The 26683-nt window shown below is 57.0% G+C and carries 18 protein-coding genes and 2 tRNA genes; 14 read left to right on the top strand and 6 right to left on the bottom strand.

What is annotated here, in order from left to right:
• Positions 1-59: 59 nt before the first annotated feature.
• Positions 60-695, bottom strand: coding sequence for an outer membrane lipoprotein periplasmic chaperone LolA (gene lolA / locus L881_RS0105375; RefSeq protein WP_245587928.1), 636 nt, complete (start codon positions 693-695; stop codon positions 60-62).
• A gap of 359 nt (positions 696-1054) precedes the next feature.
• The gene (locus L881_RS0105365; protein WP_084055401.1) at positions 1055-4681 is read right to left on the bottom strand and encodes a DNA translocase FtsK; all 3627 of its coding nucleotides are present in this window, start codon (positions 4679-4681) and stop codon (positions 1055-1057) included.
• 513 nt (positions 4682-5194) lie between these two features.
• On the opposite strand from L881_RS0105365, the gene aat reads away from it, so the two are divergent.
• From aat to infA, 3 genes are all read left to right on the top strand, one after another.
• Positions 5195-5914, top strand: a complete 720-nt coding sequence (gene aat / locus L881_RS0105360) for a leucyl/phenylalanyl-tRNA--protein transferase (RefSeq protein ID WP_025732680.1) — start codon at positions 5195-5197, stop codon at positions 5912-5914.
• Between the two features lie 63 nt (positions 5915-5977).
• A complete protein-coding gene (locus L881_RS0105355) occupies positions 5978-6700 on the top strand; it encodes an arginyltransferase (protein WP_025732679.1) in 723 nt (240 codons plus the stop codon).
• Positions 6701-6949: 249 nt separating this feature from the next.
• Positions 6950-7168, top strand: coding sequence for a translation initiation factor IF-1 (infA, locus tag L881_RS0105350; RefSeq protein ID WP_025732678.1), 219 nt, complete (start codon positions 6950-6952; stop codon positions 7166-7168).
• 199 nt (positions 7169-7367) lie between these two features.
• On the opposite strand, the gene clpA is transcribed toward infA, so the two are convergent.
• The 3 genes from clpA to L881_RS0105335 form a co-directional block, all read right to left on the bottom strand.
• Positions 7368-9647 (bottom strand): ATP-dependent Clp protease ATP-binding subunit ClpA, encoded by a 2280-nt coding sequence (gene clpA / locus L881_RS0105345; protein ID WP_025732677.1) that lies wholly within the window; start codon positions 9645-9647, stop codon positions 7368-7370.
• A gap of 29 nt (positions 9648-9676) precedes the next feature.
• Entirely contained in the window at positions 9677-10075 is a 399-nt protein-coding gene (clpS, locus tag L881_RS0105340) for an ATP-dependent Clp protease adapter ClpS (protein ID WP_025732676.1), read from the bottom strand.
• A gap of 495 nt (positions 10076-10570) precedes the next feature.
• Entirely contained in the window at positions 10571-12805 is a 2235-nt protein-coding gene (locus tag L881_RS0105335; RefSeq protein WP_025732675.1) for an NADP-dependent isocitrate dehydrogenase, read from the bottom strand.
• Between the two features lie 401 nt (positions 12806-13206).
• On the opposite strand from L881_RS0105335, the gene L881_RS0105330 reads away from it, so the two are divergent.
• From L881_RS0105330 to ydiJ, 8 genes are all read left to right on the top strand, one after another.
• Positions 13207-13815, top strand: a complete 609-nt coding sequence (locus tag L881_RS0105330) for a pseudouridine synthase (RefSeq protein ID WP_025732674.1) — start codon at positions 13207-13209, stop codon at positions 13813-13815.
• 220 nt (positions 13816-14035) lie between these two features.
• A complete protein-coding gene (gene mnmA, locus L881_RS0105320) occupies positions 14036-15199 on the top strand; it encodes a tRNA 2-thiouridine(34) synthase MnmA (RefSeq protein ID WP_025732673.1) in 1164 nt (387 codons plus the stop codon).
• A complete protein-coding gene (gene hflD, locus L881_RS0105315) occupies positions 15196-15816 on the top strand; it encodes a high frequency lysogenization protein HflD (protein ID WP_025732672.1) in 621 nt (206 codons plus the stop codon). Before mnmA ends, hflD begins: the two co-directional genes overlap by 4 nt.
• A 187-nt stretch (positions 15817-16003) precedes the next feature.
• Complete coding sequence (gene purB / locus L881_RS0105305; protein ID WP_025732671.1) at positions 16004-17389, top strand: adenylosuccinate lyase; 1386 nt, start codon at positions 16004-16006, stop codon at positions 17387-17389.
• A complete protein-coding gene (locus tag L881_RS0105300) occupies positions 17389-18561 on the top strand; it encodes a cupin domain-containing protein (RefSeq protein ID WP_025732670.1) in 1173 nt (390 codons plus the stop codon). Before purB ends, L881_RS0105300 begins: the two co-directional genes overlap by 1 nt.
• A 133-nt stretch (positions 18562-18694) precedes the next feature.
• The gene (locus tag L881_RS0105295) at positions 18695-19159 is read left to right on the top strand and encodes an outer membrane lipoprotein (RefSeq protein ID WP_025732668.1); all 465 of its coding nucleotides are present in this window, start codon (positions 18695-18697) and stop codon (positions 19157-19159) included.
• A gap of 605 nt (positions 19160-19764) precedes the next feature.
• Positions 19765-20343 carry an OmpW/AlkL family protein gene (locus tag L881_RS0105290; RefSeq protein WP_025732667.1) on the top strand — a complete coding sequence of 193 codons (579 nt, stop codon included), beginning with the start codon at positions 19765-19767 and terminating at the stop codon, positions 20341-20343.
• 221 nt (positions 20344-20564) lie between these two features.
• Entirely contained in the window at positions 20565-23696 is a 3132-nt protein-coding gene (gene ydiJ / locus L881_RS0105280) for a D-2-hydroxyglutarate dehydrogenase YdiJ (RefSeq protein WP_025732666.1), read from the top strand.
• 6 nt (positions 23697-23702) lie between these two features.
• Here ydiJ and L881_RS0105275 read toward each other — a convergent pair whose 3' ends face one another.
• Positions 23703-24491: an SIMPL domain-containing protein gene (locus tag L881_RS0105275; protein WP_025732665.1), complete on the bottom strand. Its 789-nt coding sequence runs from the start codon at positions 24489-24491 to the stop codon at positions 23703-23705.
• Between the two features lie 307 nt (positions 24492-24798).
• On the opposite strand from L881_RS0105275, the gene L881_RS0105265 reads away from it, so the two are divergent.
• From L881_RS0105265 to L881_RS0105255, 3 genes are all read left to right on the top strand, one after another.
• A tRNA-Asn gene (locus tag L881_RS0105265) sits at positions 24799-24874 on the top strand.
• Positions 24875-24903: 29 nt separating this feature from the next.
• Positions 24904-24979 (top strand) — tRNA-Asn (locus tag L881_RS0105260).
• Positions 24980-25456: 477 nt separating this feature from the next.
• Positions 25457-26680, top strand: coding sequence for an NAD(P)/FAD-dependent oxidoreductase (locus tag L881_RS0105255; protein WP_025732663.1), 1224 nt, complete (start codon positions 25457-25459; stop codon positions 26678-26680).
• Positions 26681-26683: the final 3 nt, after the last annotated feature.

Here is a 26683-nt window from a genome sequence, read left to right as displayed (position 1 = left end):
CTGTTAATCTGCTCCAGGACAGAGACGCCCGCATCACACAGGCGTCCCGTAGCATTGACTTACTGCTCGACAACATCCGCCCCTTTAGGCGTATTGAAGACAAAGCGAGAGCTGTCGATGGAGCCGTTCTGTTCGATATTGGAGAACGACACGCGAGTTTGCTGGCCGGAAGGATCTTCCATGCTCAGACTGGTCAAACGGTTACCATAGAAGGTCATTTGCAGCGACTGGAACAGGCTGCCCTTATCACGTGGCGTCAGGCTAAACACCTTGGCATCGCCGTTGCTTCGCTCGGTAACGCTGTAATCACGGGTAATCTGACCGGCACTGCCTGATAGCAGTAGCGCAGGCGTCGAGGTTACCTGCGGGTCAAGATCACGCACCGACACCTGATTAAGATCGGGATCATAGAGATAGACCTTCTGACCGTTGGAGACAACCGTTTGCGAATAAGGAGCATTCACCTGCCAGTTGAATTTGCCGGGGCGCGCCAGCCACATATGACCGCTGGCCTGCTGGGCGGCCTGCCCATTGTCACCTGCTACCACCTGTTTGAAATCGCCCGAATAGGAGTGCAGCGGCTCAAGCAACTGGGTCAGTTGCTCAGCGGGATTGGCCTGCGCATAAACGCCAGAGGAGGCGAGCAGTGCAGCGCCACAGAACATACCGGTCAGCGTGCGGCCAGGTTGCATCATTGAGATTCCTTTATTGGTAGCCATGTCGGAAAGATTGGGACATTGACGGCTAAAACAAGAGGAAAGTTCCCCTTTACAGTTTTTGAGCAAGATCGTGAAGCAGCCTCCTTTTACGCTCTTTCTCAATAAAAGGATCACTCTGCTGGATATATTCTATATCCGAAAAGTCATCGCCACGCTTTCTGTTTTGTCTAGGCTCGATGGATTCAATCAACACAGCCTCCATCGCTCGAATCAAGGCTTCGGGATCTACATCTACCCGTGTGTCAGATAGGCGCCCGTCGGCCGATACAGGGTAAAGCCCATCGAGAGATAAACCCAAAAAGGGGCCGAAGCCCCTTTATCACCTTTCTCAACGACTATGCCCGTGGTGCGGGCCGGGCCAGCACTTCGCGGCCGCCGTTGGCGCCCATTTCAGAGACCACTCCCGCTTTTTCCATCGCTTCAACCAAACGCGATGCACGGTTATAGCCAATCTTGAAGCTGCGCTGTACCGAGGAGACAGAAACCTTCTGCTTCTCGGTAACAAAAGCCACCGCTTCATCGTAGAGCGCGTCCTGTTCGGCATCGTTGCTGTCGCTGTCGGCCTCAAGCCCAGCCAGCGCCTCGGCACTGACATCACCCGACAGAATCTCTTCAACGTAATCGGGCGTGCCACGCAGCTTCCAGTCCTCTACCACTCGGTGAACTTCATTATCGTCAACGAAGGCACCATGCACGCGCACTGGCGTTCCAGCGCCTACCGAAAGATAGAGCATGTCGCCGTGGCCCAGCAGACTTTCAGCTCCGCCCTGATCGAGGATGGTCCGCGAATCGGTTTTCGAGGAGACCTGGAAGGCGATACGTGACGGAATATTGGCCTTGATCAAACCGGTTACCACATCCACCGAAGGCCGCTGGGTTGCCAGCACCAGGTGAATACCCGCGGCACGCGCTTTCTGGGCAAGGCGTGCAATCAGCTCTTCCACTTTCTTGCCCACCACCATGAACATGTCGGCAAATTCGTCGATGACCACGACGATGTAAGGCAGCTTTTCAAGGGTAGGGTGCGGCTCAGAAGCCTGCCAGGGTTCAGGGTCCCACAGCGGATCGGCAATTTGTCCGCCCTTCGCATGCACATCGTCGAGCGTGGCATTAAAGCCAGCGATATTGCGCACGCCCATTTTCGACATCAGCTTGTAACGACGCTCCATCTCGGCCACACACCAGCGCAGCGAGTTGGCTGCTTCCTTCATATCGGTAACGACCGGCGTCAGCAGGTGCGGAATGTCGTCGTAGACCGACAGTTCAAGCATTTTCGGGTCAATCAGAATCAGGCGAACTTCTTCCGGTGTCGATTTCAGCAGCATCGAAATCAACATGGCATTCACGCCAACCGATTTACCCGAGCCGGTCGTTCCTGCCACCAGCACATGGGGCATCTTGCCCAGATCGGCAACCACCGACTGACCACTGATACTCTGCCCCAATGCTACGGTGACAGGTGACGCTGCATCACGATAGACCGCGGACTCCAGTACCTGCCGCAGGCGAATCATTTCGCGCTTGGGATTGGGAATCTCGATCCCTACGGTGGAACGACCCTGAATCACTTCAATGACGCGCACGCTCTTGACCCGCAGAGAACGCGCCAGATCGGTTGACAGGTTGCTGATCTTTGAGCTTTTAACCCCCGCTGCCGGTTCGATCTCAAACCGCGTAATCACAGGCCCCGGCGAGACATCGACCACTTCCGCCTTGACGCCGTACTCCTTGAGACGGGTTTCGAGCATTTCTCCCATGCTGTCCAGCTCTTCCTGCGTGTAGGAAGGCTTGGCAGTATCCGCAGGCGTCAGCAGTTCGGTGGAAGGCATCTTGCCCACCGGCTCGCTCAGTTCGTAGGAACTTCCTTGATTCTGCAACTGCTCGATCGTCCACACGCGCGGCCCCTGGGAGGCAGGCGCAGGCGTTTCAGCCACAGGTGTTTCAGCCACTACGTCAGCAGGCGCTGCGGGGGCAGGAGCCGGTGCAGGCTCATTGACGGTTGGCGCAACAGGCTGTACAGCCGCCAGCTCGTCGTCATCGTCACTGACCGGCGCACCAAACAACGCAGTGCTGTTGCTCTCCTGTTCAGGCTGAACGTCATCATGGACCGAAACAGGCGCTTCCATTACCGGTTCTCTACGCGGTTCATCTTCCAGCGCCGATAAATGCTCCATCGCCGCAGGTGCTTCTTCTTCCCGAGAAGGAAGCTCAACAGGTTCAGGCGGGGCGAAGGAATCAACGCTGCTTTCGTCATAGGATGGCGCAGTGTTGTCATTCGGCTGACGGCTGTCAGAGACCTGATGCGCGTCTTCATATGGCCGCTGAATAGGCTGCTCGACCGACGGCTCGGCAGCAGCGCTGGTGTCAGGCGCCATGTCTGAATCCTGAGCAGCGGGGGTAAAGGCAGCCGCGGCCACCTCTTCACCGGCAACGGCCGTACCAGCAGCGGCAGGCGCATTCTCACGCTGGCCATCGTTTTGGTAGCGCTCCCCTGCCCCCACGCGAATGCGCGGTTTGACAGGTGCTGGCTGGGCATTCTGCTCAACGTCTTTATGCGGCTCTGATGCACTGACGGTTGTTTCAGGCGCACGGCGACGCGGAGCATCGTGCTCAGGCTGCGCAGGCACTATGGGTTCTGCACGCTCTGGTACATGTTGCGTGACCGCTTCACTGACAGGCTCGGGAGCGCGAGCCTCGTCGGCCGCCGGATGCTCCAGAGGGACAGTCTCACTGTGCGGCAGTATGGGGCGCTCATCCACGGCACTTTTCGGTGAAGCGTAAACATCATCACGCTCACGCGGCGCCTCATCACGCGCATAGGAAGGCTGCGACGGCGCTTTGTCACGCTCATCCAGTTCGGCACGCGTACGTCGGGAAGGTGTTTCTTCCACTTCACGCCACGGCAGTTCGCTGGTCTCGGCTAAAGGCTCTTGCTCTTCATAGGGGTAGCGGTCACGATCGCCATAAAAGTTATCGTCGTAAAGCTCACTGCTGCGACTGTTCTCCAGCCCCGCCGAAAACGGCGTGCCCTTGAGCTTGCTGACCATCCGCGAGAACAGCGACGGCCCCTTGGCCTTCGCCGCGGGTGGCTCTTCAACTTCAACGCTATCGCTGATGGCAGCATCACGGTTGGCACGGCGGTTATCCAGCGCATTACGTGACGCTGAGAACTTCCCTGCCACCCAACCGAACAGGGACGCACCGGCCTTGCCCAGCTTGTCCATAATGGTTAGCCAGGAGGCATTCAGCAGCATCGGGATACCGCCCAACAGCAGCGCCAGCGCCACCAGCGTAGTGCCGCTGATACTGATACCGTCATTCAGCAGTTCAGCCAGCCCCTGCCCGATAACGCCACCATTGCCGTTGGGCAGATCGCCACCGCCACTGGTGTGCAATTCGGAAATCAGACAAGTGCCTACCAGCACCATCATCAACCCTATCAGGCGTACCGCCAGCGCAGTGGGGTTCCATTCGTAGTGCGCGACCCGCAAACGGATCAAGCGCCAGCCACCGAAGCCGAGAATCGCGGGCAGCCACAGGGCAGCATCACCCAACAGCGCAAACAGCACATCGGCGAGCCAGGCCCCCCACTGCCCCATCCAGTTGCTGACCTGCTGTTCAGGGCCGCTGCTGAACCAACCGGGATCGGTATTTGAATAGCTGAAGAAGGCCAGCAGCAGGAAGGCGCATACCGCGAGCATTCCTACCGCGACACCATCCTTGGCGGCTCCCTGCAAATTGGCCGAGAAGCGCTGTGACGCTTCAGACATATGGCGCGTTTTAGCGTGCGCTCGCGCCTGCTGTTTTTTATCCCGCGGTACAGATTTATTACGGGCAGGGGCCGGCTTGGCCCCCTGCCGGGAGCGACTGTTACGCACATTCCTGGGCGTGCTTTTCTGAACCGGTTTACGTTTGCGGTTGGGAGTGGCTTGTGATCGTTTCTTGACACTCAATGTTGACATCCCCTACGCGCCAAAAAGGCACTATTAACAATCACGACGACGGCTCGGCCACTGAACGCCGAGCCGTAAAAACATGGTAAAGGCGTTATGCAAGGAAGAAGGAAGATTGCTTCAGTCGCATGTCGTTGACGCAAGGCCTATTGGCCTGAATGACGCTGGCGGCTCGATAATAAAAAATGATAAACACCAGCGCCGAGGCCGACCTTACCACCCTGAATCGCCCTGGCAAACAGGGCCGCGATAAATAACAGGCGGCACTGTAACGCAACGCAGTGTTCACAGTGCTGATCGCCAGCACAGCCTTCCACAAGAGCCTGGCCCTCGGGCCGTATTCTAGCACAGCCCGCCCTTATGTAACGGCATCAGCAGGCTATTGAAAATCCAGACTATTTGCGCGGGTGGCAGGTACGATATGATGCTGCTCAAGGTACCGGTGCCGACCTCTGAAGCATCACCAGTCGTCGGAGTTTCCGCTTCAGCGCATTTTTGGCACGACGTGAAAGGCTCCTTCCCATGGCAGAACAACCGTCACTTACCTGGCTCGGCAACACGCTCTCCCCCTGGTTTCCTGATGTTGAAACCGCGTTAACCTCCCCCGAAGGGTTGTTGGCGGCGGGCGGGCAGCTCTCTCCCGAATGGTTGCTGGAAGGCTATCGGCGCGGCATTTTTCCGTGGTTCAGCGATGGCGAGCCGATTCTGTGGTGGAGCCCAGATCCGCGCATGGTGCTGTTTCCCCATGAATTAAAGGTACGCCGCAGCCTCGCCAAGCGAATTCGCAACGGCGGCTTTCGGGTAACCCTTGACCATGCCTTCAGTGAAGTGATCGAGTGCTGCTCAACGCTGCATGAAGGTGACACCTGGATCACCGATGACATGAGAGATGCCTACCAGACGCTGCACCAACTGGGGTATGGTCATTCGGTTGAAGTATGGCGCGAGCAGACACTGGTGGGTGGACTCTACGGCGTAGCGATAGGCAAGGTATTCTTTGGCGAGTCGATGTTTTCACGCGAAAACGATAGCTCGAAAGTGGCGCTGGCACTGCTGGTGGAGTTTCTGAAGGCACGCGGCTTCACGCTGATCGACTGCCAGATGCATACCTCTCACCTGGAGCGGCTGGGAGCACGCCTCATATCACGTCGCGATTTTGTGGCGCTACTCGATGGTGCGATTGATAATGATCCGATTGGTATCTCCGGCCAATGGCACACTACATTAATGTCGCCCGCCTGAAGACATGAACCTGATGCTTTTGCCAGTTCACCCTACCCTACCTTCCCTATCGGGAGATTCCCCATGACCAGTGCCACCGAGAGCCACATCAAGCTCTTCGTGACACCGCCTCACCCGTGCAGCTATCTGACGGGGCAGCAGGCCACCACCCTGTTTATCGACCCGGCGCTCGAAGTGACGGTGCCTCTCTATACCGCGCTCACTCACGCCGGCTTCAGACGCAGCGGTGCCAATCTATACCGCCCTCATTGTGACAAGTGCAGCGCATGTCAATCGGCACGGGTGCTGGTGGCGGATTTCACTCCTGACCGCAGCCAGCGCAAGGTATCTCAGCGTAATCAGGATTTGCAGGCGACCAGTGTGCCAGCGCACTTTTCCGATGAGCACTACGCGCTTTACTGCCGTTATATCAATGCCCGTCACCGCGATGGTGCCATGTACCCTCCCGATGAAGCGCAGTACCGTTCGTTTCTCACCAGCGAGCAGCACTTCTCAGGGCTGGTTGAATTTCGTTTGCATGAAGAGCTGTTGGCCGTAGCCGCCGTCGATCATCTGAATGATGGGCTCTCTGCCATTTACACCTTTTATGCTCCGGAAGCGGAACATGCGCGTCGATCCCTGGGAAGTTATGCGGTGTTGTGGCAAATCGAGCGCGCCCGTGAGCTGGGATTACCCTATGTTTATTTAGGCTACTGGATCGCTGACAGCCCCAAAATGCGCTACAAGACCCGCTTTCGCCCCCTGGAGCTGCTCACTCAGACCGGCTGGCAACAAGTGAATGCGTGAAGCCTTATCTGAGGGCTACGCAAAATTGTCGCCGGCCACCAATGCTCCCTCATCGCGGTTGTTCAACGTTTTTTGCCTGAAAACGCGGCATGTGGCATAATCCGCCGCAATCTTGCCACGCCATTCGCGATCTTCCGCCCAACTCCCGCGGACTCAGCGTATTCGCTTACGGCTACCGAGAGATTGATCCTGCCGCAGCGACCACCTGCACCGCTTGCTCAGACGTTATTTTTTGGAGGAAAGGCCTATATGGCACGTGAAGACCATATTGAAATGGAAGGTGTAGTCGTCGACACCCTTCCCAACACCATGTTCCGAGTTGAACTCGAAAACGGTCACATTGTAACTGCACACATCTCCGGCAAAATGCGCAAAAACTACATCCGCATTCTGACTGGTGACAAGGTCAAGGTCGAGTTGACTCCCTACGACCTGTCCAAAGGACGTATCGTTTACCGTTCTCGCTAGTCTCCGGTCACGCTGCTACACGCACATCGACCGAAGGTCAGCATTCGATGGGTAACCCTCAGTAGCCTCAATACTCAGCACTCATCGTACACACGAAAAAGCGCCTCCCCTCTCAGGGAAGGCGCTTTTTGCATTATTGGCTGAAATGAATCGCAATAGCCGCCCTACCGAACAGCCATTGCGCTACCACTGCCCGTTATTACTCGGCTTCCGGTGCCAGTGCCGCTTCCGTCTCAAGACGCAACTGGTTGTTCTCGACACTCACGTGCACGATCCCCCCCTTCTCAGCCAGCTCACCGAACAGAATCTTCTCGGCCAACGGTTTCTTGACCTGATCCTGAATCAAGCGAGTCATTGGCCGCGCCCCCATCTCGGGGTCATAGCCGTGCTCTGCAAGCCAGCTACGTGCCTCGTCATCCACATCAAGCTGCACGCGTTTTTCATCAAGCTGTGCCTGAAGCTCAACCAGGAACTTATCGACAACATTCCGCACAATCTGCGAATCAAGACGCTGGAACTGAATGATGCCATCGAGGCGGTTACGGAACTCCGGCGTGAAGGTCTTGCGAATTACCTCCATGGCATCGGTCGAGTGATCCTGATGCTGGAAGCCAATCGAGCGGCGCGATGCCTGCTCAGCACCAGCGTTGGAGGTCATGATCACAATCACGTTGCGGAAGTCGGCTTCACGTCCATTGTTATCCGTCAGCCTACCGTGATCCATTACTTGCAATAGCAGGTTGAAGACCTCGGGGTGCGCCTTCTCGATCTCATCGAGCAGCAGCACACAGTGGGGCTGTTTGGTCACGGCCTCGGTCAATAACCCGCCCTGATCGTACCCTACGTAGCCAGGCGGCGCGCCAATCAATCGCGACACAGTGTGACGCTCCATGTATTCGGACATATCAAAGCGTACCAGCTCGATGCCCATGATCTGCGCCAACTGACGAGCCACCTCGGTTTTACCCACCCCGGTAGGGCCGGCGAACAGGAAGCTGCCCACCGGTTTTTCCGGCGAGTTAAGCCCGGCGCGTGACAGCTTGATGGCAGCCGACAGGCTCTCGATCGCTTCATTCTGCCCAAATACCAGCATTTTCAGATCGCGCTCAAGATTCGCCAGACGCTGCCGGTCGGAGCTGGAGACACTCTTCGGCGGAATACGCGCAATCGACGCCACAATCGACTCGATCTGCTCCACATCAATGGTGGAAGCGCGCGCCTCTTCCGGCAGCAGGTGCTGATGAGCGCCCGCTTCATCAATCACGTCGATGGCCTTGTCGGGCAAGTGGCGGTCGTTGATATAACGATCCGACAGCTGCACCGCTGCCTCCATGGCACCGTCGGTATACTTGAGCTGATGGTGCTCTTCGAAACGCCCGCGCAGCCCTTTGAGGATACGAATGGTATCTTCGACCGACGGTTCGGGCACATCGACCTTCTGGAAACGCCGCGCCAGCGCACGATCCTTCTCGAAGATGCCCCGGAACTCCTGGAAGGTGGTAGAACCGATGCAGCGCAGTTCCCCCGAGGAGAGCAGCGGCTTGAGCAGATTGGATGCGTCCATCACGCCACCGGAGGCAGCACCTGCCCCAATCACGGTGTGAATTTCATCAATGAAAAGCACCGAATTCGGCTCTTTTTTCAACTCGCCCAGCAGCGCCTTCAGCCGCTTTTCGAAATCGCCCCGATACTTGGTGCCCGCCAGCAGCGCGCCCATATCGAGGGAATAGACGATGGCATCCTTGATGACATCAGGTACATTTTCTTCGACGATACGCTTCGCCAGACCCTCAGCAATGGCGGTTTTACCCACCCCGGCCTCGCCCACCAGCAGCGGGTTGTTCTTGCGCCTGCGGGCGAGAATCTGGATAACGCGTTCAAGCTCGTGATCGCGCCCGATCAATGGGTCAATACGACCAATCCGTGCCTGCTCGTTCAGGTTGGTGGCATAGCCCGTCAGCGGGTGCGATGAAGCATCGCCCGTGCCCTCTTCGGCCTCTTCAGCGTCTCGGTTGGGCGACTGCTGCGCCTGACCGTGCCCTGTCACCTTGGAAATACCGTGAGCGATATAGTTGACGGCATCCACACGGGCAACGTTCTGCTGCTTCAGGAAGTAAACCGCCTGGCTCTCCTGTTCGGAGAAGATCGCTACCAGTACATTGGCACCGTTAACTTCATTTTTACCGGACGACTGCACATGGAAGACCGCACGCTGTAGCACCCGCTGGAAGCCCAGCGTAGGTTGCGTTTCACGGTCGGACTGTCCTTCCGGAATCAGTGGTGTGGTTGCGCTAATGAATTCCTGCAAATCGGCACGGAGCTTGTCGAGATTGGCTCCGCACGCCCGCAGCACGTCGGCTGCCGAAGCGTTTTCCAGCAGGGCAAGAAGAAGGTGTTCGACGGTCATAAACTCGTGGCGCTTGGAGCGTGCCACGGTAAAGGCCGTGTTCAGGGTAAGCTCGAGTTCTTTGCTTAGCATGACAATCCCCTATTGGCCACCAAAATGGATCACTCGACCCGGTCGATATCGCACAGCAGCGGTTGCTGACTTTGCCGTGAATGTTCGTTCACCAGATGCGCCTTGGTCTCGGCAACATCGCGGGTAAATACGCCGCAGGTTGCCTTGCCCTGAGTATGGACAGTCAGCATAACCTGTACCGCCTGCTCGCTGTCCATCCCGAAAAACGCTTGCAACACCTCGACCACAAAATCCATGGGGGTGTAGTCGTCGTTGAGCAGCACCACCTTGTACATGGGCGGCTCGGCAAGCTCAGGATCAAGAGCCTGCTCGGCGACATCATCGTTGAATCCCTCGTCTGGATCGCCTAAATGAGCGTAAACCGCCCCCCGCCTGGAGGTGTCGAGCGAAAGAGGCGCCTTTTCGAGATTTCCCGTTACTTCGAACATAAGTGGCTAAACCGGTGAACACAAGTGGAAAGTGCAACATCAACGACATTTACGCCCTGGCGGGCACAATAATGTCAGCAACGCACAGAGTTGCTGTAATTCATGCCATGCCGCGATGCCACAATGCAACCCGCCAATACTGAGCCTTGGCGAGCGGTGTGAATGACTGATACCCACAACATGGTGTCACTTGCTGACCGTTGCAAGGGAAATCTGAACGCTTGAGTCATATAAACACTCGCCCTGAAGCCTTTGAAGACAACAATGACTTCTCAAAACCCAGTGACTCAGCAACACAGTCGCTCAGGAACAAGGTCTCTCTGGAGCAATCCTCTCTGCTGAAGCAGCTTTCCCACGACTGACATATGGAAAAGGAAAAGCGCCCTGCGACAATGTCGTCAGGACGCTTCAATACTCAGGCAGTCGCACTTATCGAAGGTGGATCAACGCTCGACAAGAAGCACCGCCATATGGCTTAACAGTTCAGCGCTTCGCTCAAGCTTTTTCTTTCAAAAGCTCCAGCGTCGCGTTCAACGTCGCAGAGGGGCGCATAACGCCGCTCGCCTTGTCGCCATCTACATGATAGTAGCCGCCAATATCGGCCGACTGCCCCTGTACTTTGGCCAGTTCATCGACGATCTGCTGCTCGTGCTCCGCGAGGCTGGCGGCAATCTCCTTGAACAGCCCGCCCAGCTCGGTATCACTGGTCTGTTCCGCCAGCGCCTTCGCCCAGTAGAGCGCCAGATAAAAATGGCTGCCGCGGTTATCCAGCTTACCTACCTTGCGATCAGGAGATTTGCCATTATCCAGCACCTGTCCAGTGGCTTTGTCCAGCGCATCGGCCAGCACCTGCGCACGCGGCACCTTGTAGCTGCGTCCCAGATGCTCCAGCGAAGCAGCAAGGGCCAGAAATTCGCCCAGCGAGTCCCAGCGTAGGTGGTTTTCTTCAAGAAGCTGCTGCACATGCTTGGGCGCTGAACCACCAGCACCGGTTTCAAACAGTCCACCGCCCGCCATCAGCGGCACAATCGACAGCATCTTGGCGCTGGTGCCAAGCTCCATGATCGGGAACAGGTCGGTCAGGTAGTCACGCAGCACGTTGCCGGTCACCGAAATGGTGTCTTCACCCTTGCGAATGCGCTCCAGCGATACCTGCATGGCCTGCTCAGGCGGAAGGATGCGAATATCGAGACCGCTGGTGTCCTGCTCGCCGAGGTACTGCTCCACCTTGGTAATCAACTGGGCATCATGTGCGCGCTCAGAGTTGAGCCAGAAGATCGCAGGCGTTTCGCTCAGACGCGCGCGCTCCACGGCCAAACGCACCCAGTCACGAACCGGGGCATCCTTGGTTTGACACATGCGCCAGATGTCACCTTTCTCGACCCTGTGCTCAAACAGCACACTGCCGTCGCCTTTGGTCACCTTGACTGTTCCAGCAGCAGGCATCTCAAACGTTTTATCGTGAGAGCCGTACTCTTCCGCTTTCTTCGCCATCAACCCCACATTAGGCACACTGCCCATGGTAGCCGGGTCGAAAGCGCCGTTGACTTTGCAGTCTTCAATCCCGGTCGCGTAGATGCCAGCATAGCTGCGATCGGGAATGACAGCCTTGGCGTCCTGACGCGCATCATCGGCGTTCCACATCTTGCCGGAATCGCGAATCATGGCCGGCATCGACGCATCAATGATGATGTCACTGGGCACATGCAGGCTGGTAATACCCTTGTTCGAGTTCACCATTGCAAGCGCTGGTCGCTCGGCATATTCCGCCGCAATATCGGCTTCAATGGCACTGCGCTCAGCGTCAGAGAGCTGGTCAAAGCGTGAATAAAGATCGCCAATGCCATTATTGGGATTGAAGCCGATGCGGTTCAGCGTATCGGCGTGCTTGTGCAGCACATCCTTATAGAACTGCGACACCACCCCGCCAAACATGATCGGGTCGGAGACCTTCATCATGGTGGCCTTGAGGTGAACAGAGAACAGCACGCCCTGCTGTTTGGCATCTTCGATTTCGCGCTCAATGAAATCAGACAATGCAGCACGGCTAAGGAAGGTGGCATCCACAACCTCGCCCGCTTCTACCTTCACCGGATCGCGCAGCTGCGTGACACTGCCGTCGCTCTGCTCAAGCGAGATGGTCAAGGCATCGGCCTGCTCCAGCGTTGCCGACTGCTCATTGCCAAAATAGTCACCGCTCTCCATATGCGCGACATGCGTTTTTGAATCACTTGCCCACTCGCCCATACGGTGCGGATACTTGCGCGCAAAGCTCTTGACCGAGGCGGGCGCACGACGATCAGAGTTACCTTCACGCAGCACCGGATTCACGGCACTGCCTTTCACCTTGTCATAACGCGCCTTGATATCGCGCTGCTCATCCGACTGAGGATCATCAGGGTAATCAGGCAAAGGATAACCCTGCTGCTGCAGCTCCTTGATCGCCGCACGTAGCTGCGGCATCGACGCGCTGATATTGGGCAGCTTGATAATATTGGCTTCAGGCGTAAGGGCCAGTTGCCCCAGCTCAGCCAGATCATCAGCGACAGCACGCTCCCCCAGCAGATCAGAAAATTGCGCCAGCACGCGCGCGGCCAGCGAAATATCGCGGGTTTCGATACCGATACCTGCGGTGGCTGAAAACGCCTTGATAACAGGCAACAGTGACTGGGTTGCTAGAAACGGGGCTTCATCGGTGAGGGTGTAAATGATCGTGGGTGATTCGGACATATCAAGCCTCTGCTGGTCGTGATAAGCCACCGATCCCAAGGCCGGTGGCGCGCTAAAAACGCTCTGCATGAATGGTAGTGCCGCCCCTGTGTGCAAACAGCACATGCGGCGAAGGTCTTCATACTAATGGAGTAACATGCCAAGGGGGTGTGTCGCTATCCCCCATTAGCCTAGCGAAGGGTCGCAGTGTGGGTATAAAGTGCGCGCCACACAGCTCTGTGAATGCGTATTGCCCTCTCTTCCGTGCAGTTGAGGTAGTATTGATGGTGAGATCAGTGCCGGAGCGCGCACTACCTGAATTCCCCAGGTTGCACACTTGGCCCACATAAGCCGACGGTAGCCGGCGACCTTTTCATCACATTCTCTTTTCATCACACTTTCAGTGACGCCCCTCATTACCCATGAGCTTGATTTATCTTCTGCATAAACCTTACCTGATGCTGTCGCAATTTACCGATAATTCACCGCCCGCGCGCGGCAAGCGGCACACGCTGGCTGAGGTTATTGATATCCCCGACATTTACCCCGCCGGGCGACTTGATTACGACAGTGAAGGACTGCTGTTGCTGACCGCTGACGGCGCATTGGCCCATCGCATTACGGCGCCGGATCAGAAGCAGCCCAAAACCTACTGGGTGCAGGTGGAAGGGGTTCCTGAGCCGAGGGCGCTGGAGCAGTTGCGTCGTGGCGTAACGCTGAAGGATGGCCCCACCAGACCCGCCAGAGTCAGCATGATTGCGCCGCCAGCCCTTGATGAACGTGATCCGCCGGTACGCTTTCGTGCCGATATTCCCACTCAGTGGCTGGAGATCACCATCAGCGAGGGGCGCAACCGTCAGGTGCGCCGCATGACGGCCCATATCGGGCACCCCACGCTCCGCCTGGTCAGAGCAGCCATCGGCCCCTGGACACTGGACGAAATGCCGCCCGGCACATGGCGCACCACCAGCATCAATATGCCAGCCCGCACTGCATGTCGCAGTCCCAGACGGCAAGGCCGCCGACGTTAGCTGTTCAGGCAAAGAAAAAACCAACGCTGCACGGCCAACGATGGCTGCCCAGCTCAGTGCCCTACCCCTTGCGCACATCCTGGCCGCGCTTTCCGCGATTCAGCTATTAAGCGAATCTGTGCGATCAGGTACAATGGCGTCATCCATCCGTCGCGGCTGAGGGGCAACATGCGCGCCATTACACTGCTTCAGCCATTTTTCACCCCAGTGAGTATTACCCATGAGTAACGCCAGCCTCTCTACCTCAAACGTCAGTACGCCCAAACGGGTGATTGTCGGCATGTCCGGTGGCGTCGACTCCTCGGTCACTGCCGCGCTACTGCTTGAGCAGGGCTATGCGGTCGAGGGCTTGTTCATGAAAAACTGGGATGAAGACGACGGCACCGAATATTGCACCGCCAAAACCGATCTGGCCGATGCTCAGGCAGTCAGCGATCGTCTAGGCATCAAGCTGCATACCGCCAATTTCGCAGCGGAATACTGGGATAATGTCTTCGAGCATTTTCTTGCCGAGTACCGCGCGGGACGCACGCCCAATCCTGACATCCTGTGTAACCGTGAAATCAAGTTCAAGGTCTTTCTTGACTACGCCAAAATGCTCGGCGCCGATCTGATTGCCACAGGGCACTACGTGCGTGGCGATCAACAGGGACGGCTCTACAAGGGGCTTGATGCCAACAAGGATCAAAGCTACTTCCTGCATGCCGTTCCACATCAGGCGCTGGCAAAAAGCCTGTTCCCGCTGGGCGAGATGGAGAAAAGCGAGGTTCGTGCCATTGCCGAGCGCCTTGATCTTGCCACCGCACGCAAAAAGGATTCCACCGGCATCTGTTTTATTGGTGAGCGCCGTTTTGGTGACTTCCTGAAGCAATATCTGCCCGCCCGTCCGGGTGCCATTGAGACACCGGAAGGTGAACGCATTGGCGAACACGTTGGACTGATGTACTACACGTTGGGGCAGCGTCAGGGGCTAGGCATTGGTGGTCTTCCCCATCATCCTGAGCAGCCCTGGTACGTGGCGGCCAAGGACCTTGAGCGCAACGTGCTGATTGCCGTGCAGGGCAAGCACCATCCGCTGCTCTACTCGGATTCACTGCAAAGTGAAGCCATCGAATGGATCGCCGGAGAGCCGCCCCACGGCCTCGACGAGGGGCTGAGGCTGAACGCCAAGGTGCGCTACCGGCAGCAGGATCAGCTCTGCACAGTGCAGGCAAGCTCCGACGGCAGCGTTACGGTAACCTTCGACCATCCGCAGCGCGCCGTCACTCCTGGGCAATCGCTGGTGCTGTATCGCGGCGACGAGTGTTTGGGAGGCGGCATTATTCGCGCCACGGCTGCCAGCGATCAGTGTCATCTACAGGTAAGCGAGGAATGTGCTGAATGAATCGCGATCAGCGTCAGGCAATTGCGCTCGCGGGCGTATTCCAGGCAGCCGTAGTGGTGGACGAACTGGCGCGCACTGGCCGCTACGATAGCCGCGCCTGGGAAACATTAATCAAGGCAACGGTTGACCCTCACCCCGAGCAGTTTGCCGATATTTATGGCAACAACCTCGCCAACCTTGCCGTTGGCATCGACAGCGCGCGCCAGCTGCTTGAGCAACCGCCCGCTGGCTCGCAGGTGATGCGCTACATGCTGTCGATCCAGCTGCTTGCCAATCGCGCCAGCAAGGATTCAGCCTTGATGAATCAACTCGCTGAGCGCCTTGACCGAATTCAGCAGCAGGCCCACCACCTCGGCCCCACTCACGATAACGTGGTGCTGGCACTGGGTGAACTTTACTCCGATACCTTATCAACGCTGCGCTATCGCATCGTGGTCAAGGGCGATCCCGAACTTCTCAAAACACCTCACATGGCAGAGCGCGTTAGAGCCGTGCTCTTGAGCGGCGTGCGCTTCTCGCTCTTATGGCGACAGCAAGGCGGGCATCGCTGGCAGATTCTGTTAACACGAAAACGGATTCAACAAACGCTGAGTGAACTGCGCCCTCGGATCAGCTAAGTGCCCATAGGAATGCGGAAGTCAAACATAACCACGGCATCTGCCAGCAGCATTGAACCGTCAGCAGAACGAGACACCTCCATGCGCTTACTCAGGCATTGAGTACGGCCCAGCGCTTCACGGGCCATCGCCCCACTTTGACGTCACAGCTTTTACTTCAACAACGAACGCTTACAACGGACTCTTCATGGAACTCTCAACGCTTACCGCTATCTCTCCCATTGATGGGCGCTATGCCAGCAAGGTGGACGCCCTGCGCCCCTGGTTCAGCGAATTTGGATTGATGCACGCACGTTTGAAGGTCGAGCTGAGCTGGCTTGAGCGTCTTGCTGATCATCCGGGCATTGAAGAACTCAACCCGCTCTCCGATGAAGCGCGTGATTTTATCCATCGCATGATCGCCGACTTCACCCCTGAGCAGGCGGCGCGCATCAAGGAGATCGAGCGCACCACCAACCACGACGTGAAGGCGATCGAGTACTTCATCAAAGAGCGTATCGAGACTTTTCCTGAACTCGCCGCCAAGAGCGAGTTCGTCCACTTCGCCTGCACCAGTGAAGATATCAATAACCTTTCCCACGCACTGATGCTGCGCGGCGGTCTTGATAACGCGGTACTGCCCGCCATGCGCGACGTGGTGAACGCCATTGAAGGGCTAGCGGCGACCCACGCCGAACAGCCAATGCTATCGCGCACTCATGGTCAGACGGCCAGCCCCACAACACTGGGCAAGGAGATGGCCAACGTTGCCTACCGCTTGAAACGTCAGCTTAAACAGGTGGAAAGCGTTGAATTACTGGGCAAGATCAACGGTGCCGTGGGCAACTACAATGCGCATCTGTCGGCCTATCCTGATATCGACTGGGACGCCAACGCCCGCCAGTTCATCGAAGCGCTGGGCCTTGCCTTCAACCCTTACACTACCCAGATCGAGCCGCACGATTACATCGCCGAGCTGTTTGATGCAGTAACGCGCTTCAACACTATCCTGATCGACTTCAATCGCGATATCTGGGGCTACATTTCGCTGGGCTACTTCAAGCAGCGCACGGTAGAGGGCGAAATTGGCTCCTCGACCATGCCGCACAAGGTCAACCCGATTGATTTTGAAAATGGCGAAGGCAACTTCGGCGTCAGTAATGCACTGCTCGCGCATCTGGCGCAGAAACTGCCGATTTCACGCTGGCAGCGCGACCTGACCGACTCCACCGTGCTGCGCTCGCTGGGCACCGGCCTGGCCCACGCGCTGATCGGCTACGCCTCCACCCTCAAGGGCATCAGCAAGCTTGAAGCCAACCCCGAGCGACTGGCGCAGGATCTTGACCACAGCTGGGAAGTATTGGCAGAACCGATTCAAACCGTGATGCGTCGCTACGGCATCGAAAAACCCTACGAGAAGCTCAAGGAGCTTACCCGTGGCAAGACCATCGACCAGCAGGGCTTTGCTGCCTTTATTGATACGCTGGAGCTGCCGGAATCAGTCAAGCAGGAGCTGAAAGCGCTCACACCCGCGACCTATACCGGCAACGCAGTCACACAGGCCAACGCACTCAATACTCGTGGAGCGGTGTAATGACCGGCATTCTTGGAGAATTAACGCCCGAGCGCTTTCTGGCGGAATATTGGCAGAAAAAGCCGCTGCTGATTCGTCAGGCCATCCCTGGCTTCGAATCTCCCCTCAGCGCAGAAGAGCTGGCTGGGCTGGCGTGCGAAGAGGAAGTGGAGTCGCGTCTGGTCGAGAGCGTTGGTGCGGACGGCAAGCCCTGGCAGGTAACCCACGGCCCCATGGACGAAGAGATCTTCGCCCGCCTGCCTGAGCGCGACTGGACACTACTGGTACAGGCGGTGGATCACTACGTACCCGAAGTGGCAGAGCTGCTGGAGCAGTTTTCGTTCATCCCGCGCTGGCGTCTGGATGACATCATGATCAGCTACGCACCGCCAGGAGGCAACGTTGGTCCTCATGTCGATAACTACGATGTGTTCCTGCTACAGGGCGCGGGGCAGCGTCGCTGGCAACTAGGCGGCTTCCAGGGTGAAGATGCCGCTATCGTCGATGGCATCAGCCTGCGCATTTTGAAGGAATTCTCCATCAGCAATGATGAAGAGTGGGTGCTCGAACCCGGCGATATGCTCTACCTACCACCACGCTACGCCCATCACGGTATCAGCGAATCCAGTGACTGCATGACCTGGTCAATTGGCTTTCGCGCCCCCTCCGCCGATGAAGCAGTCACTTCATGGGCCGATTATCGAGGCGAGCAGCTCAGCGATGCCGTGCGTTATGCCGACCCTGACCTAGGTGAACAGGATTCGGCACTGCTCGACGACGCTGCCATTGAGCGTGTTCGTGCCTTGATTCTCAACTCACTCGATGACAGAGAGCAGATGAGTGAGTGGTTCGGGCGCTACATGACCCAGACCAAATACCCCGATCAATTGATCGCGCTGGAACCTTCTCTTGATCTGGCCACTCTAAGGAGCGCGCTGGCGGAGGGAGAACAGCTGGTGCGCGGTCAAGGGTCGCGTTTTGCCTACCGGCCAGCGCCTGATGGCGATGCCGACAGGGCTACCCTGTTTGTTGACGGTGACGGCATCCCCTGCTCCCTCGCGCTTGCCCAACAGGTAGCACAAGGCAATCAACCGCTGCCCATCGAACTGCTTGATGATCACGGTGCAGCCGAGCTGCTACTCGCCCTGACCAATCGCGGCAGCCTGGTGCTGGAAGAGAGCAGCGAAGCGTAACCGGATAGCCTTGCGGTGCATGCCAACACCACTCAAGTTGGCATGCGCCGCTGGCATCGCTAGAATGAATCGAGAAAACATCGTTTTATATCACCACAGCCCAGATTAAAGGCGCTGGCTAAGGGAGACTAGAATGAAAACAGCTTTGAAGATCTTTGGTGTGGCTGCCATGAGCGCACTTTCCCTCGCGGGCTGTGCTAACAACGCCTATAACGGCAATACCTACAGCGGCAGTGAAGCCATGAGCGGCCAGAGCGTCAGCTATGGCACCATCACCAGCATCCGTGCCGTACAGATTCAGGATGACACCTCCGGCTTCGGCGGTCTGGGCGGTGGCGTTCTGGGTGGCTTCCTCGGTAATGCGCTGGGCGGTGGCTCAGGCAGAAGCATTCTGACCGCAGCAGGCGCAGTTGGCGGCGCTGTCGCGGGTAACAGCATTGAGCGCAGTGCTCAAAACACCAACGCGATGGAAGTTCAGGTAGAGCGCGACGACGGTAAAAACGTCGTAGTCGTACAGGCCGCGGATAACAGCTTCTCCAAAGGGCAGCGTGTGCGTCTGGTCGGCTCTGGCTCCAAACTGCGTGTTGTTCACTACTAGAAAACTGCCAGCGAGGGCGCAAAATAGCTCTTGCGCCCTCGGTGAGTAGATGAGAAGCGCTGCCTTGTATTTGTATAGGCAGCGCTTTTTTGACTGCAAGGTTACTCGCCTACGAACATCTTCCCGCCCCACGAGCCACATCCGAGCTGCTCAATCTCCCCTCTTTCGCGCGGTTAACACTAAAAAACGGTTCCTTTTACTTGCTTTCGGTAGCGCAAAAAGCATTAGAAATCAGACTCACCGATGTAATAGTTATTTTCAATCAAAAAAAGAGGAACTTTTACCTATTTTGCGCATGACAAGTCGAACAGTGTTTTCTATAGTAGGCGCTACGTTCGACCTCAGTCACCAAACAAGAAGGTTGAACCCCTTGGATTTACCCAGAAATGATTCGCTTTTGGCCTGCTCATTTCTCATCTCGTTATAGGGTAACAAATACCCTGTTTCAAACGTGATCAGGGTAAATCTTGTACAGGTTACACTGATCGCAGTTGATGGTATGTCAACCGAATTGATCTATCATTCGTGAGGGAGTAGCAAGGCTCGCACACTACCCACCGCACCAATGAAAGTATCGTTCAAGGGATTAAAAGGACACACTCACCATGAAAACCGTAAAAATTCTAACAGCAGCACTTATTGCTAGTGGTACTGTTCTGGGTGCTTCCCAGGCAATGGCCTACGGCACGCTGGGCGACTTCTATGTTCGTGCAGACGCTACCCGTACGGAAGCTGCCAGCAACGGCAAAACCGACCGCGGCTTCGCTGGTGCGCTGGGCTGGAAATTCACCGATAACTTCGGTGTTGAATTCAACGCTCCTACCAGCAAAACCGACTACAAAAGCACCTCTAACGGTATCAAGGCCAACGCCAAGTACATGCAGTACAGCCTGCTGGGTCAATACTACCCACTCGGTGGCGAACCCTCTCAGGTTCAGCCTTACGTAGGTCTGGGGGCGAGCTACACCAAATTCACTGATCGTGGCATGGGCGCTCCCAACGGCAAGCTTGAATCCGATAGCTGGGACCCGACCGCACAGCTTGGTCTTGATTACTACCTGACCAGCTGGCTGGCTGCCAACGTCAACGTTCAGTACACCCACATGAAAGTCAAGGGTGACAGCGGTTTCGACAGCAAATATAACCCGATTCGCGTTGGTGCTGGTCTGACCTTCCGTTTCTAAGAGCTGCTTTTCTCGCTCTTGCCAAAACGCCCCGCCTTGCGGGGCGTTTTTTGTGCTCTATAAAAAACCTGTACAACGTTGAGCTTACGCATCGAGAGGGTCAGAATAACAGGCACCACTACGTCAGCTTGATAATGGCCGCAGCACCGAGCCTGGTTATTGCCTCCGTCTTTGCGACACGGCAAACGTGCTCGTGCGCAGCCGCTACCGGATGAAGCCGCATGAACGTCGCCCCCTCTTCCCGCTCCGATGCCTCCTTGCCCACCCTTTATCGCCAGTTTGCCGAACAGCTACGTCAACAGGGCTTCAACGGAGAGATCGAGCACAGCGATGCGACACTCACGGTGCTATCGACCGACAACTCCATCTATCAGCGCGTACCGCAGATTGCTCTCTTCCCACGCCATCGCGACGATGTAGCTCTAGTGACGCGGCTTGCCGGCGAGCCAGACTTCACCCGGATTGTGCTTGGCCCGCGCGGCGGCGGTACTGGCACCAATGGTCAATCGCTTACCGATGGTGTTGTGGTTGATGTGAGCCGCCATATGAATGCCATTATTGATATTGACGTTGAACAACGGCAGGTTCGAGTGCAGCCCGGCGTGGTGAAGGATCAGCTAAACGCAGCACTCAAGCCTCACGGACTGTTTTTCGCCCCCGAGCTTTCGACCTCCAATCGCGCCACTATCGGCGGAATGATCAATACCGATGCCAGCGGTCAGGGGAGCTGCGAATATGGCAAGACCCGCGATCACGTCATCAGTGTCGACGCACTGCTGATCGGTGGCGAAAGTCTTCATGCTGGTCATCTCAAGGATAGCGACGTTGAGCAGCTGATTGCGGCCGGTGGTCGCGTGGGGGATCTGGTCGCTACTGCACGCGCAGTTATTGATGATCACGGCGCGGCAATCGCCGAGCGCTTTCCACCACTCAATCGCTGCCTGACCGGTTATGATCTGGCCCATTTGCGCGATGAGCAGCAGCGCCTCGATATGCGCAGCCTGTTTTGTGGCAGTGAAGGCTCCCTCGGATTGATCGTCGAAGCGACGCTTAACGTGCTGCCACTCCCCCGCTACTCCGCTCTGGTCAACATACGCTACGCGGGCTTCATGGATGCCCTGCGCGATGCCTCTGCCCTCATGCACGGAGCAACGCGTCCCACCTCCATCGAAACCGTCGATAGCAAGGTGCTCGGGCTGGCGATGGACGACATGGTCTGGGATCAGGTGGCGGAATATTTTCCTGCCGGAAGTACGCCTACCGCCGGTATCAATTTGGTGGAGTTCAACGCTGACAGCAACGCAGCGTTGCAGCAAAAGATTGCTGACTTCACTCAGCATCTTGCCAGCGATACCGCCGTCGAACGACTGGGCCATACGATTGCGTGGGGGCGTGCCGAGATGACCGCCATCTACGCCATGCGTAAACGCTCAGTCGGTTTGCTCGGTAATGTAGAAGGTGAACAGCGCCCCATTCCCTTCGTCGAAGATACCGCCGTACCGCCGGAGCGTCTGGCTGACTACATCGCTGAATTTCGCGCACTGCTGGACAGCCACGGCCTTGCCTACGGCATGTTTGGGCATGTGGATGCTGGCGTGCTGCATGTGCGTCCGGCCATCGACATGAAAGATCCCGCTCAGGCAGCGCTGATCCGCACTATCAGCGACGGGGTCGCTGAGTTGACGCAGCGCTATGGCGGCCTGCTGTGGGGCGAACACGGCAAGGGTGTGCGCTCCGAATATTCGCCCGCCTTCTTCGGCCCGCTTTATCCCCTGCTACAGCGCATCAAAGGCGCCTGTGATCCCCATAACCAGCTTAACCCCGGCAAGATCGCTACACCGCCAGACGATAGTGGCGCTTCATCATCCACCTCGGCGTGGCAGCTACTAAAAATTGATGAAGTGCCCACACGCGGCGAGCGCGACCGTCTGCTGGATAGCGCGGTATGGCAACACTATGGCGCAGCGATGCACTGCAACGGCAATGGCGCTTGCTATAACTACGATCCCAACGACGCCATGTGCCCTTCATGGAAGGGAACCCGTGATCGGATTCACTCCCCGAAAGGCCGCGCGACATTATTCAAGGAGTGGCTGCTGCGCGAACAGCAGTCGGGAGCTGACACCACCGCCGCTGGGCTAAGCCGCTGGCAGCCATTGACCCAGTTTCCAAAACGAGCGCTGGCTACCTGGCAAGCGCGTCGCCAGGGTGATGATTTCTCGCATCAGGTCTATTCCGCCATGGCGGGGTGTCTGGCGTGTAAATCCTGCGCAGGACAGTGTCCCGTGAAGGTAAACGTGCCCGACTTCCGCAGTGAATTTCTTACGCTCTATCACAGCCGCTACCTACGCGCCCCCCGCGACCATCTCGTGGCCTCGCTGGAGCGGGCGATGCCGCTGGTAGCACCGCTGGCTCTGGCCTACAACAGCCTCTCTCAGTGGCGTCCTGTGGCTCGCTTCAGCGAGCGCTATATCGGACTGGTGGATATGCCGCGTCTGACACGAGCGCCTCTAGCAAAGCAACTGCGTAGCTGGGGTATAGAATACGCCTCTCGCGAACGCCTGAGCGTATTGAATGAAGAGCAAAAGGCCCGCAGCGTGGTGATTGTGCAGGATACCTTCACCACCTTTTTCGATACCGCCGTCGTTCGCGACATCATTGAATTGCTGCAACGCCTGGGAGTCACCGTCTTCGTCGCGCCCTATGGTGCCAACGGCAAACCGATGCAGGTACACGGCTTCAGCGCCGCGTTCAAACGCACCGCCCAGCGCCAGAGTGAGCGCCTCAATGCACTGGCCGCCTGTGGTGTTGCGCTGGTCGGCATCGACCCGGCCATGACACTTACCTACCGCCAGGAATATGCCAAGGTACTGGGCGCCGATCACGCGCCGCAGGTGGCACTTCTGCAAGAGTGGCTAACCCGCTACTGCGCACAGCACGTCACGCCGCTCGATACAACAATTCTGCCACCTCGCTATCGCCTGCTGGGGCACTGCACCGAGAAGACCACAGCGCCTGGCTCCCAGGCGGCGTGGCAAAAGCTGTTTGCCGCGTTCGGATTAACCCTTGAAATTGAGGGCACCGGCTGCTGCGGCATGTCCGGCACTTATGGGCATGAAACGCGCAACAAAGAGACCTCCCGCACCATCTATGGGCTTTCATGGCAGCCCAGGGTAGAGCAGCAACAGGAAGGTGAAGTGCTGCTTGCGACAGGCTATTCATGCCGCAGCCAAACCAAGCGCTTCTCCAGCGTACAATTGAAACATCCGCTGCAAGGCTTGTTGCAGGCCATCAAGATTGCAGACCTGCCCAGCACAACAGCGGATGAATCAAAACGCCTGACAAGCGCCTGATGCTTGCTAGCGAAGTTGCCAGATAACGTGAACCGATGCCTCGCGGTTCAACTCGCCCTGACGATACTCGGGGGTTGGGGCCGACTCGCTCTTGGCGCTCGCCATGCGAGCCATCATCATGGGGGGACGTGGGCTGACATCACTGCTGGTCTCTTCAATGCTTTGCACCGGCCCCAGCTTGGCTCCCAATGCCTTCGCCATCAGCTCAGCCTTGGCTTGCGCACGTTCAAGGGCCTTGTGCAGCGCTTCGTCGTTCGCCTTGTCGGCATCTGCCAGTGAATAGTCCACACCGGAAAGATTATCGACGCCCGCCTCGGTCAGCGCATTCAGTATGGCTGGCACCTTATCGAGATCACGCACGGTAATGGTGAGGGAGCGCTCTACTCGCGTTCTGCTCATTTGCTGACGATCATCGCTATTAGCGTGCCGATAGAAGATTTCCGGCGCTACATCCAGGGAGCCTGCGGATACATCCCGGGATTTGATTCCAGCCCCTTCAATGGCCCGAATAGCCTCGCCTACCCGACCTTCCAGGCTGTCACGCGCTTGCCTCAGCGCCCTGGCATCCGTCGATGACTGCTGATCGCTTGGCTGCGGCGGCGTCCGCTCCAGCAAGCTGGCGTGAATAGTGGCAATATCAGGCACGACCTCAATGGAACCCTGCGCCTGAACGTCAATCTGACGCGGATGATCGCCGTGATCACCGGGAGGCGGCGGCGGTGCAGAGCACCCCGCTGTCAAAAGCGCGGAGGAAATTGCTACAGCGAGACAGGAACGCTGAACCCATGGGGACATGATCACTTCCTTTTCATTCAAATCAAATAACGCGCAAAGCGTCGAGACGCGAGCTTATCAGCGATTGCTATTCCAGCTAAGCACGGTACAGCGACCAAGAGAAGCAGATTTACGCGCGATTACCAAAAAGATCGTGCAGTGCGAGAGAATTGAAGCAAAAGACGCTAATCCCCATGAAAAACAGCCATTCTTCTGCACCTGAATACGCTCCAATCGCCCTTTAAACAGGACGTTACACCGCTAATTTCATTTCGACGCTTGACGTTGAAAACAGGCCAAGTATACTACGCCGCGTGCTTAAGGCTGTTCCCCGATAGCTCAGTTGGTAGAGCAAATGACTGTTAATCATTGGGTCACAGGTTCGAGTCCTGTTCGGGGAGCCAATCAGCACCGCTGCATCACACATTGATATTCCCCGATAGCTCAGTTGGTAGAGCAAATGACTGTTAATCATTGGGTCACAGGTTCGAGTCCTGTTCGGGGAGCCATTTCAGTCAGTTTCACGTACTTTCCCTGACCTTCAGCCATAGCCAAGAGAATTGCTTCTCTCATTCCGCGTGCTGATATCACTCTCCCCCCTTACTTACGTAGTTCGTAGATTTTCTGCGGTATTTCCCCTCGTTTAGCAGAATAGTTGGCACATCACTGCCAGTCTCCTTCACTTCTTCCCCGATAGCGGGAATGGTAGCGTTTATCCCGATGCCGCCACTGTCAAGAGACCTTCTCACGCCTCTGCCAGCGCCGTGATGCGATAACGGTGCAGTAGTAATGAAGATGCAGAAAGTCCGATCGTCGCGATCACGCGGCTGCTCTTCTGGCTGACCGCGATCAAACCGCCCTCCCCTATTGTGAGGCAAGTTGATTGCGCCGCTTAACTGCGACCAATATAATCGTAGTTAAGCGGCGCGACTGAAATGCCGTGCCAACACCGACGTTTTCAAGCGATCAGAACGGAAGAGATCTCCATGACCACACGTATTCTTGTTATCGGTGCCGGTTTTGCTGGCATGTGGAGCGCTCTTGGCGCTGTTCGCTTACTGGAGCAGCAGGGGCGTAACGACGTTGAAGTGGCACTGGTGGCACCGGAACCGTTTCTTCACATCCGCCCGCGCCTGTATGAAGAGCATCCGGAAGGGCTAAAGGCACCCTTGCAGGATCTGTTCAATACCGCTGGAATACGCTTTATTGCCGGACGGGTACAAACGATTGATGTTGTCGCCCAGGAAGTGAGCATCCAGGCCGGTGATGCGTCAGCACCAACCACGCTGCTGAGTTATGACCGCCTTGTGCTCGCCGCTGGCAGCCAGCTTTTCTGCCCTGCCATTCCCGGCTTGCGCGAACACTCCTTCAATATTGATCAGATTGATGCAGCCGTCAGGCTGGAAGCACATCTCAGGTCGTTGGCCGCCCAGCCTGCAAGCCAGCAGCGCAATACGGTGGTCGTGGCAGGAGCAGGCTTTACCGGACTTGAACTCGCCACTCAGCTTCCAGCCCGTCTCGCGGCAATATTTGGCGCTGCCCCCGAGTGTCGGGTGATGCTGATCGAACGTGACAACGAGGTCGGCCCAGAGCTGGGTGCAGCTCCCCGCCCCACTATTATCGAGGCGCTGACCGCACAAGGCATTAGCTGGAAAGTTGGCGCTGGCGTGACGGAAGTCAACGAGCACGGCGTTATGCTCGAAAACGGGGAGTGGATCGCCGCCAATACGGTGATCTGGACAGCGGGCGCTCGGGCCAGTGCTCTCACTGAACAGATACCGGCACAGCGCGATGAATACGGCCGCTTGCAGGTAGAGCGCAGCCTCAAGGTAACGGGTGTGGAAGCTGTTTTCGCAACGGGTGATTGTGCAAGAGCCGCCACCGATGATGAAGGACACTGCACCATGATGTCCTGCCAGCACGCCATGTTTCTGGGCCGCTCTGCTGGCTATAACGTCGTCGCTGATCTGCTTGGTCTTGACCCTTTGGCCTATTCCCAACCCAAATATGTCACCTGTCTGGCGCTGGGGCCATCCAATGCGGTTTATAGTGAAGGCTGGGGTCGGCAGGTAAAACTGACGGGCAGCAGCGCGGCAAGGCTTAAGCAGCAGATCAACACGGAGTGGATCTATCCCCCGCAGGGCAGCCGGAGCGACATACTGGCAGCCGCCGCTCCACAGCAAGACATTCCAGACGTCATCACGGAATAATCT

The sequence above is a fragment of the Carnimonas nigrificans ATCC BAA-78 genome (genome assembly GCF_000526695.1).
Lineage (GTDB): Bacteria > Pseudomonadota > Gammaproteobacteria > Pseudomonadales > Halomonadaceae > Carnimonas > Carnimonas nigrificans.
This window is presented reverse-complemented; position numbering and strand designations above follow the sequence as displayed.

Coding starts and splice junctions, on each gene's coding strand:
- lolA (WP_245587928.1), bottom strand. CDS start 695: ATGATGCAACCTGGCCGCACGCTGACCGGTATGTTCTGTGGCGCTGCA.
- L881_RS0105365 (WP_084055401.1), bottom strand. CDS start 4,681: ATGTCAACATTGAGTGTCAAGAAACGATCACAAGCCACTCCCAACCGC.
- aat (WP_025732680.1), top strand. CDS start 5,195: ATGGCAGAACAACCGTCACTTACCTGGCTCGGCAACACGCTCTCCCCC.
- L881_RS0105355 (WP_025732679.1), top strand. CDS start 5,978: ATGACCAGTGCCACCGAGAGCCACATCAAGCTCTTCGTGACACCGCCT.
- infA (WP_025732678.1), top strand. CDS start 6,950: ATGGCACGTGAAGACCATATTGAAATGGAAGGTGTAGTCGTCGACACC.
- clpA (WP_025732677.1), bottom strand. CDS start 9,647: ATGCTAAGCAAAGAACTCGAGCTTACCCTGAACACGGCCTTTACCGTG.
- clpS (WP_025732676.1), bottom strand. CDS start 10,075: ATGTTCGAAGTAACGGGAAATCTCGAAAAGGCGCCTCTTTCGCTCGAC.
- L881_RS0105335 (WP_025732675.1), bottom strand. CDS start 12,805: ATGTCCGAATCACCCACGATCATTTACACCCTCACCGATGAAGCCCCG.
- L881_RS0105330 (WP_025732674.1), top strand. CDS start 13,207: ATGAGCTTGATTTATCTTCTGCATAAACCTTACCTGATGCTGTCGCAA.
- mnmA (WP_025732673.1), top strand. CDS start 14,036: ATGAGTAACGCCAGCCTCTCTACCTCAAACGTCAGTACGCCCAAACGG.
- hflD (WP_025732672.1), top strand. CDS start 15,196: ATGAATCGCGATCAGCGTCAGGCAATTGCGCTCGCGGGCGTATTCCAG.
- purB (WP_025732671.1), top strand. CDS start 16,004: ATGGAACTCTCAACGCTTACCGCTATCTCTCCCATTGATGGGCGCTAT.
- L881_RS0105300 (WP_025732670.1), top strand. CDS start 17,389: ATGACCGGCATTCTTGGAGAATTAACGCCCGAGCGCTTTCTGGCGGAA.
- L881_RS0105295 (WP_025732668.1), top strand. CDS start 18,695: ATGAAAACAGCTTTGAAGATCTTTGGTGTGGCTGCCATGAGCGCACTT.
- L881_RS0105290 (WP_025732667.1), top strand. CDS start 19,765: ATGAAAACCGTAAAAATTCTAACAGCAGCACTTATTGCTAGTGGTACT.
- ydiJ (WP_025732666.1), top strand. CDS start 20,565: ATGAACGTCGCCCCCTCTTCCCGCTCCGATGCCTCCTTGCCCACCCTT.
- L881_RS0105275 (WP_025732665.1), bottom strand. CDS start 24,491: ATGTCCCCATGGGTTCAGCGTTCCTGTCTCGCTGTAGCAATTTCCTCC.
- L881_RS0105255 (WP_025732663.1), top strand. CDS start 25,457: ATGACCACACGTATTCTTGTTATCGGTGCCGGTTTTGCTGGCATGTGG.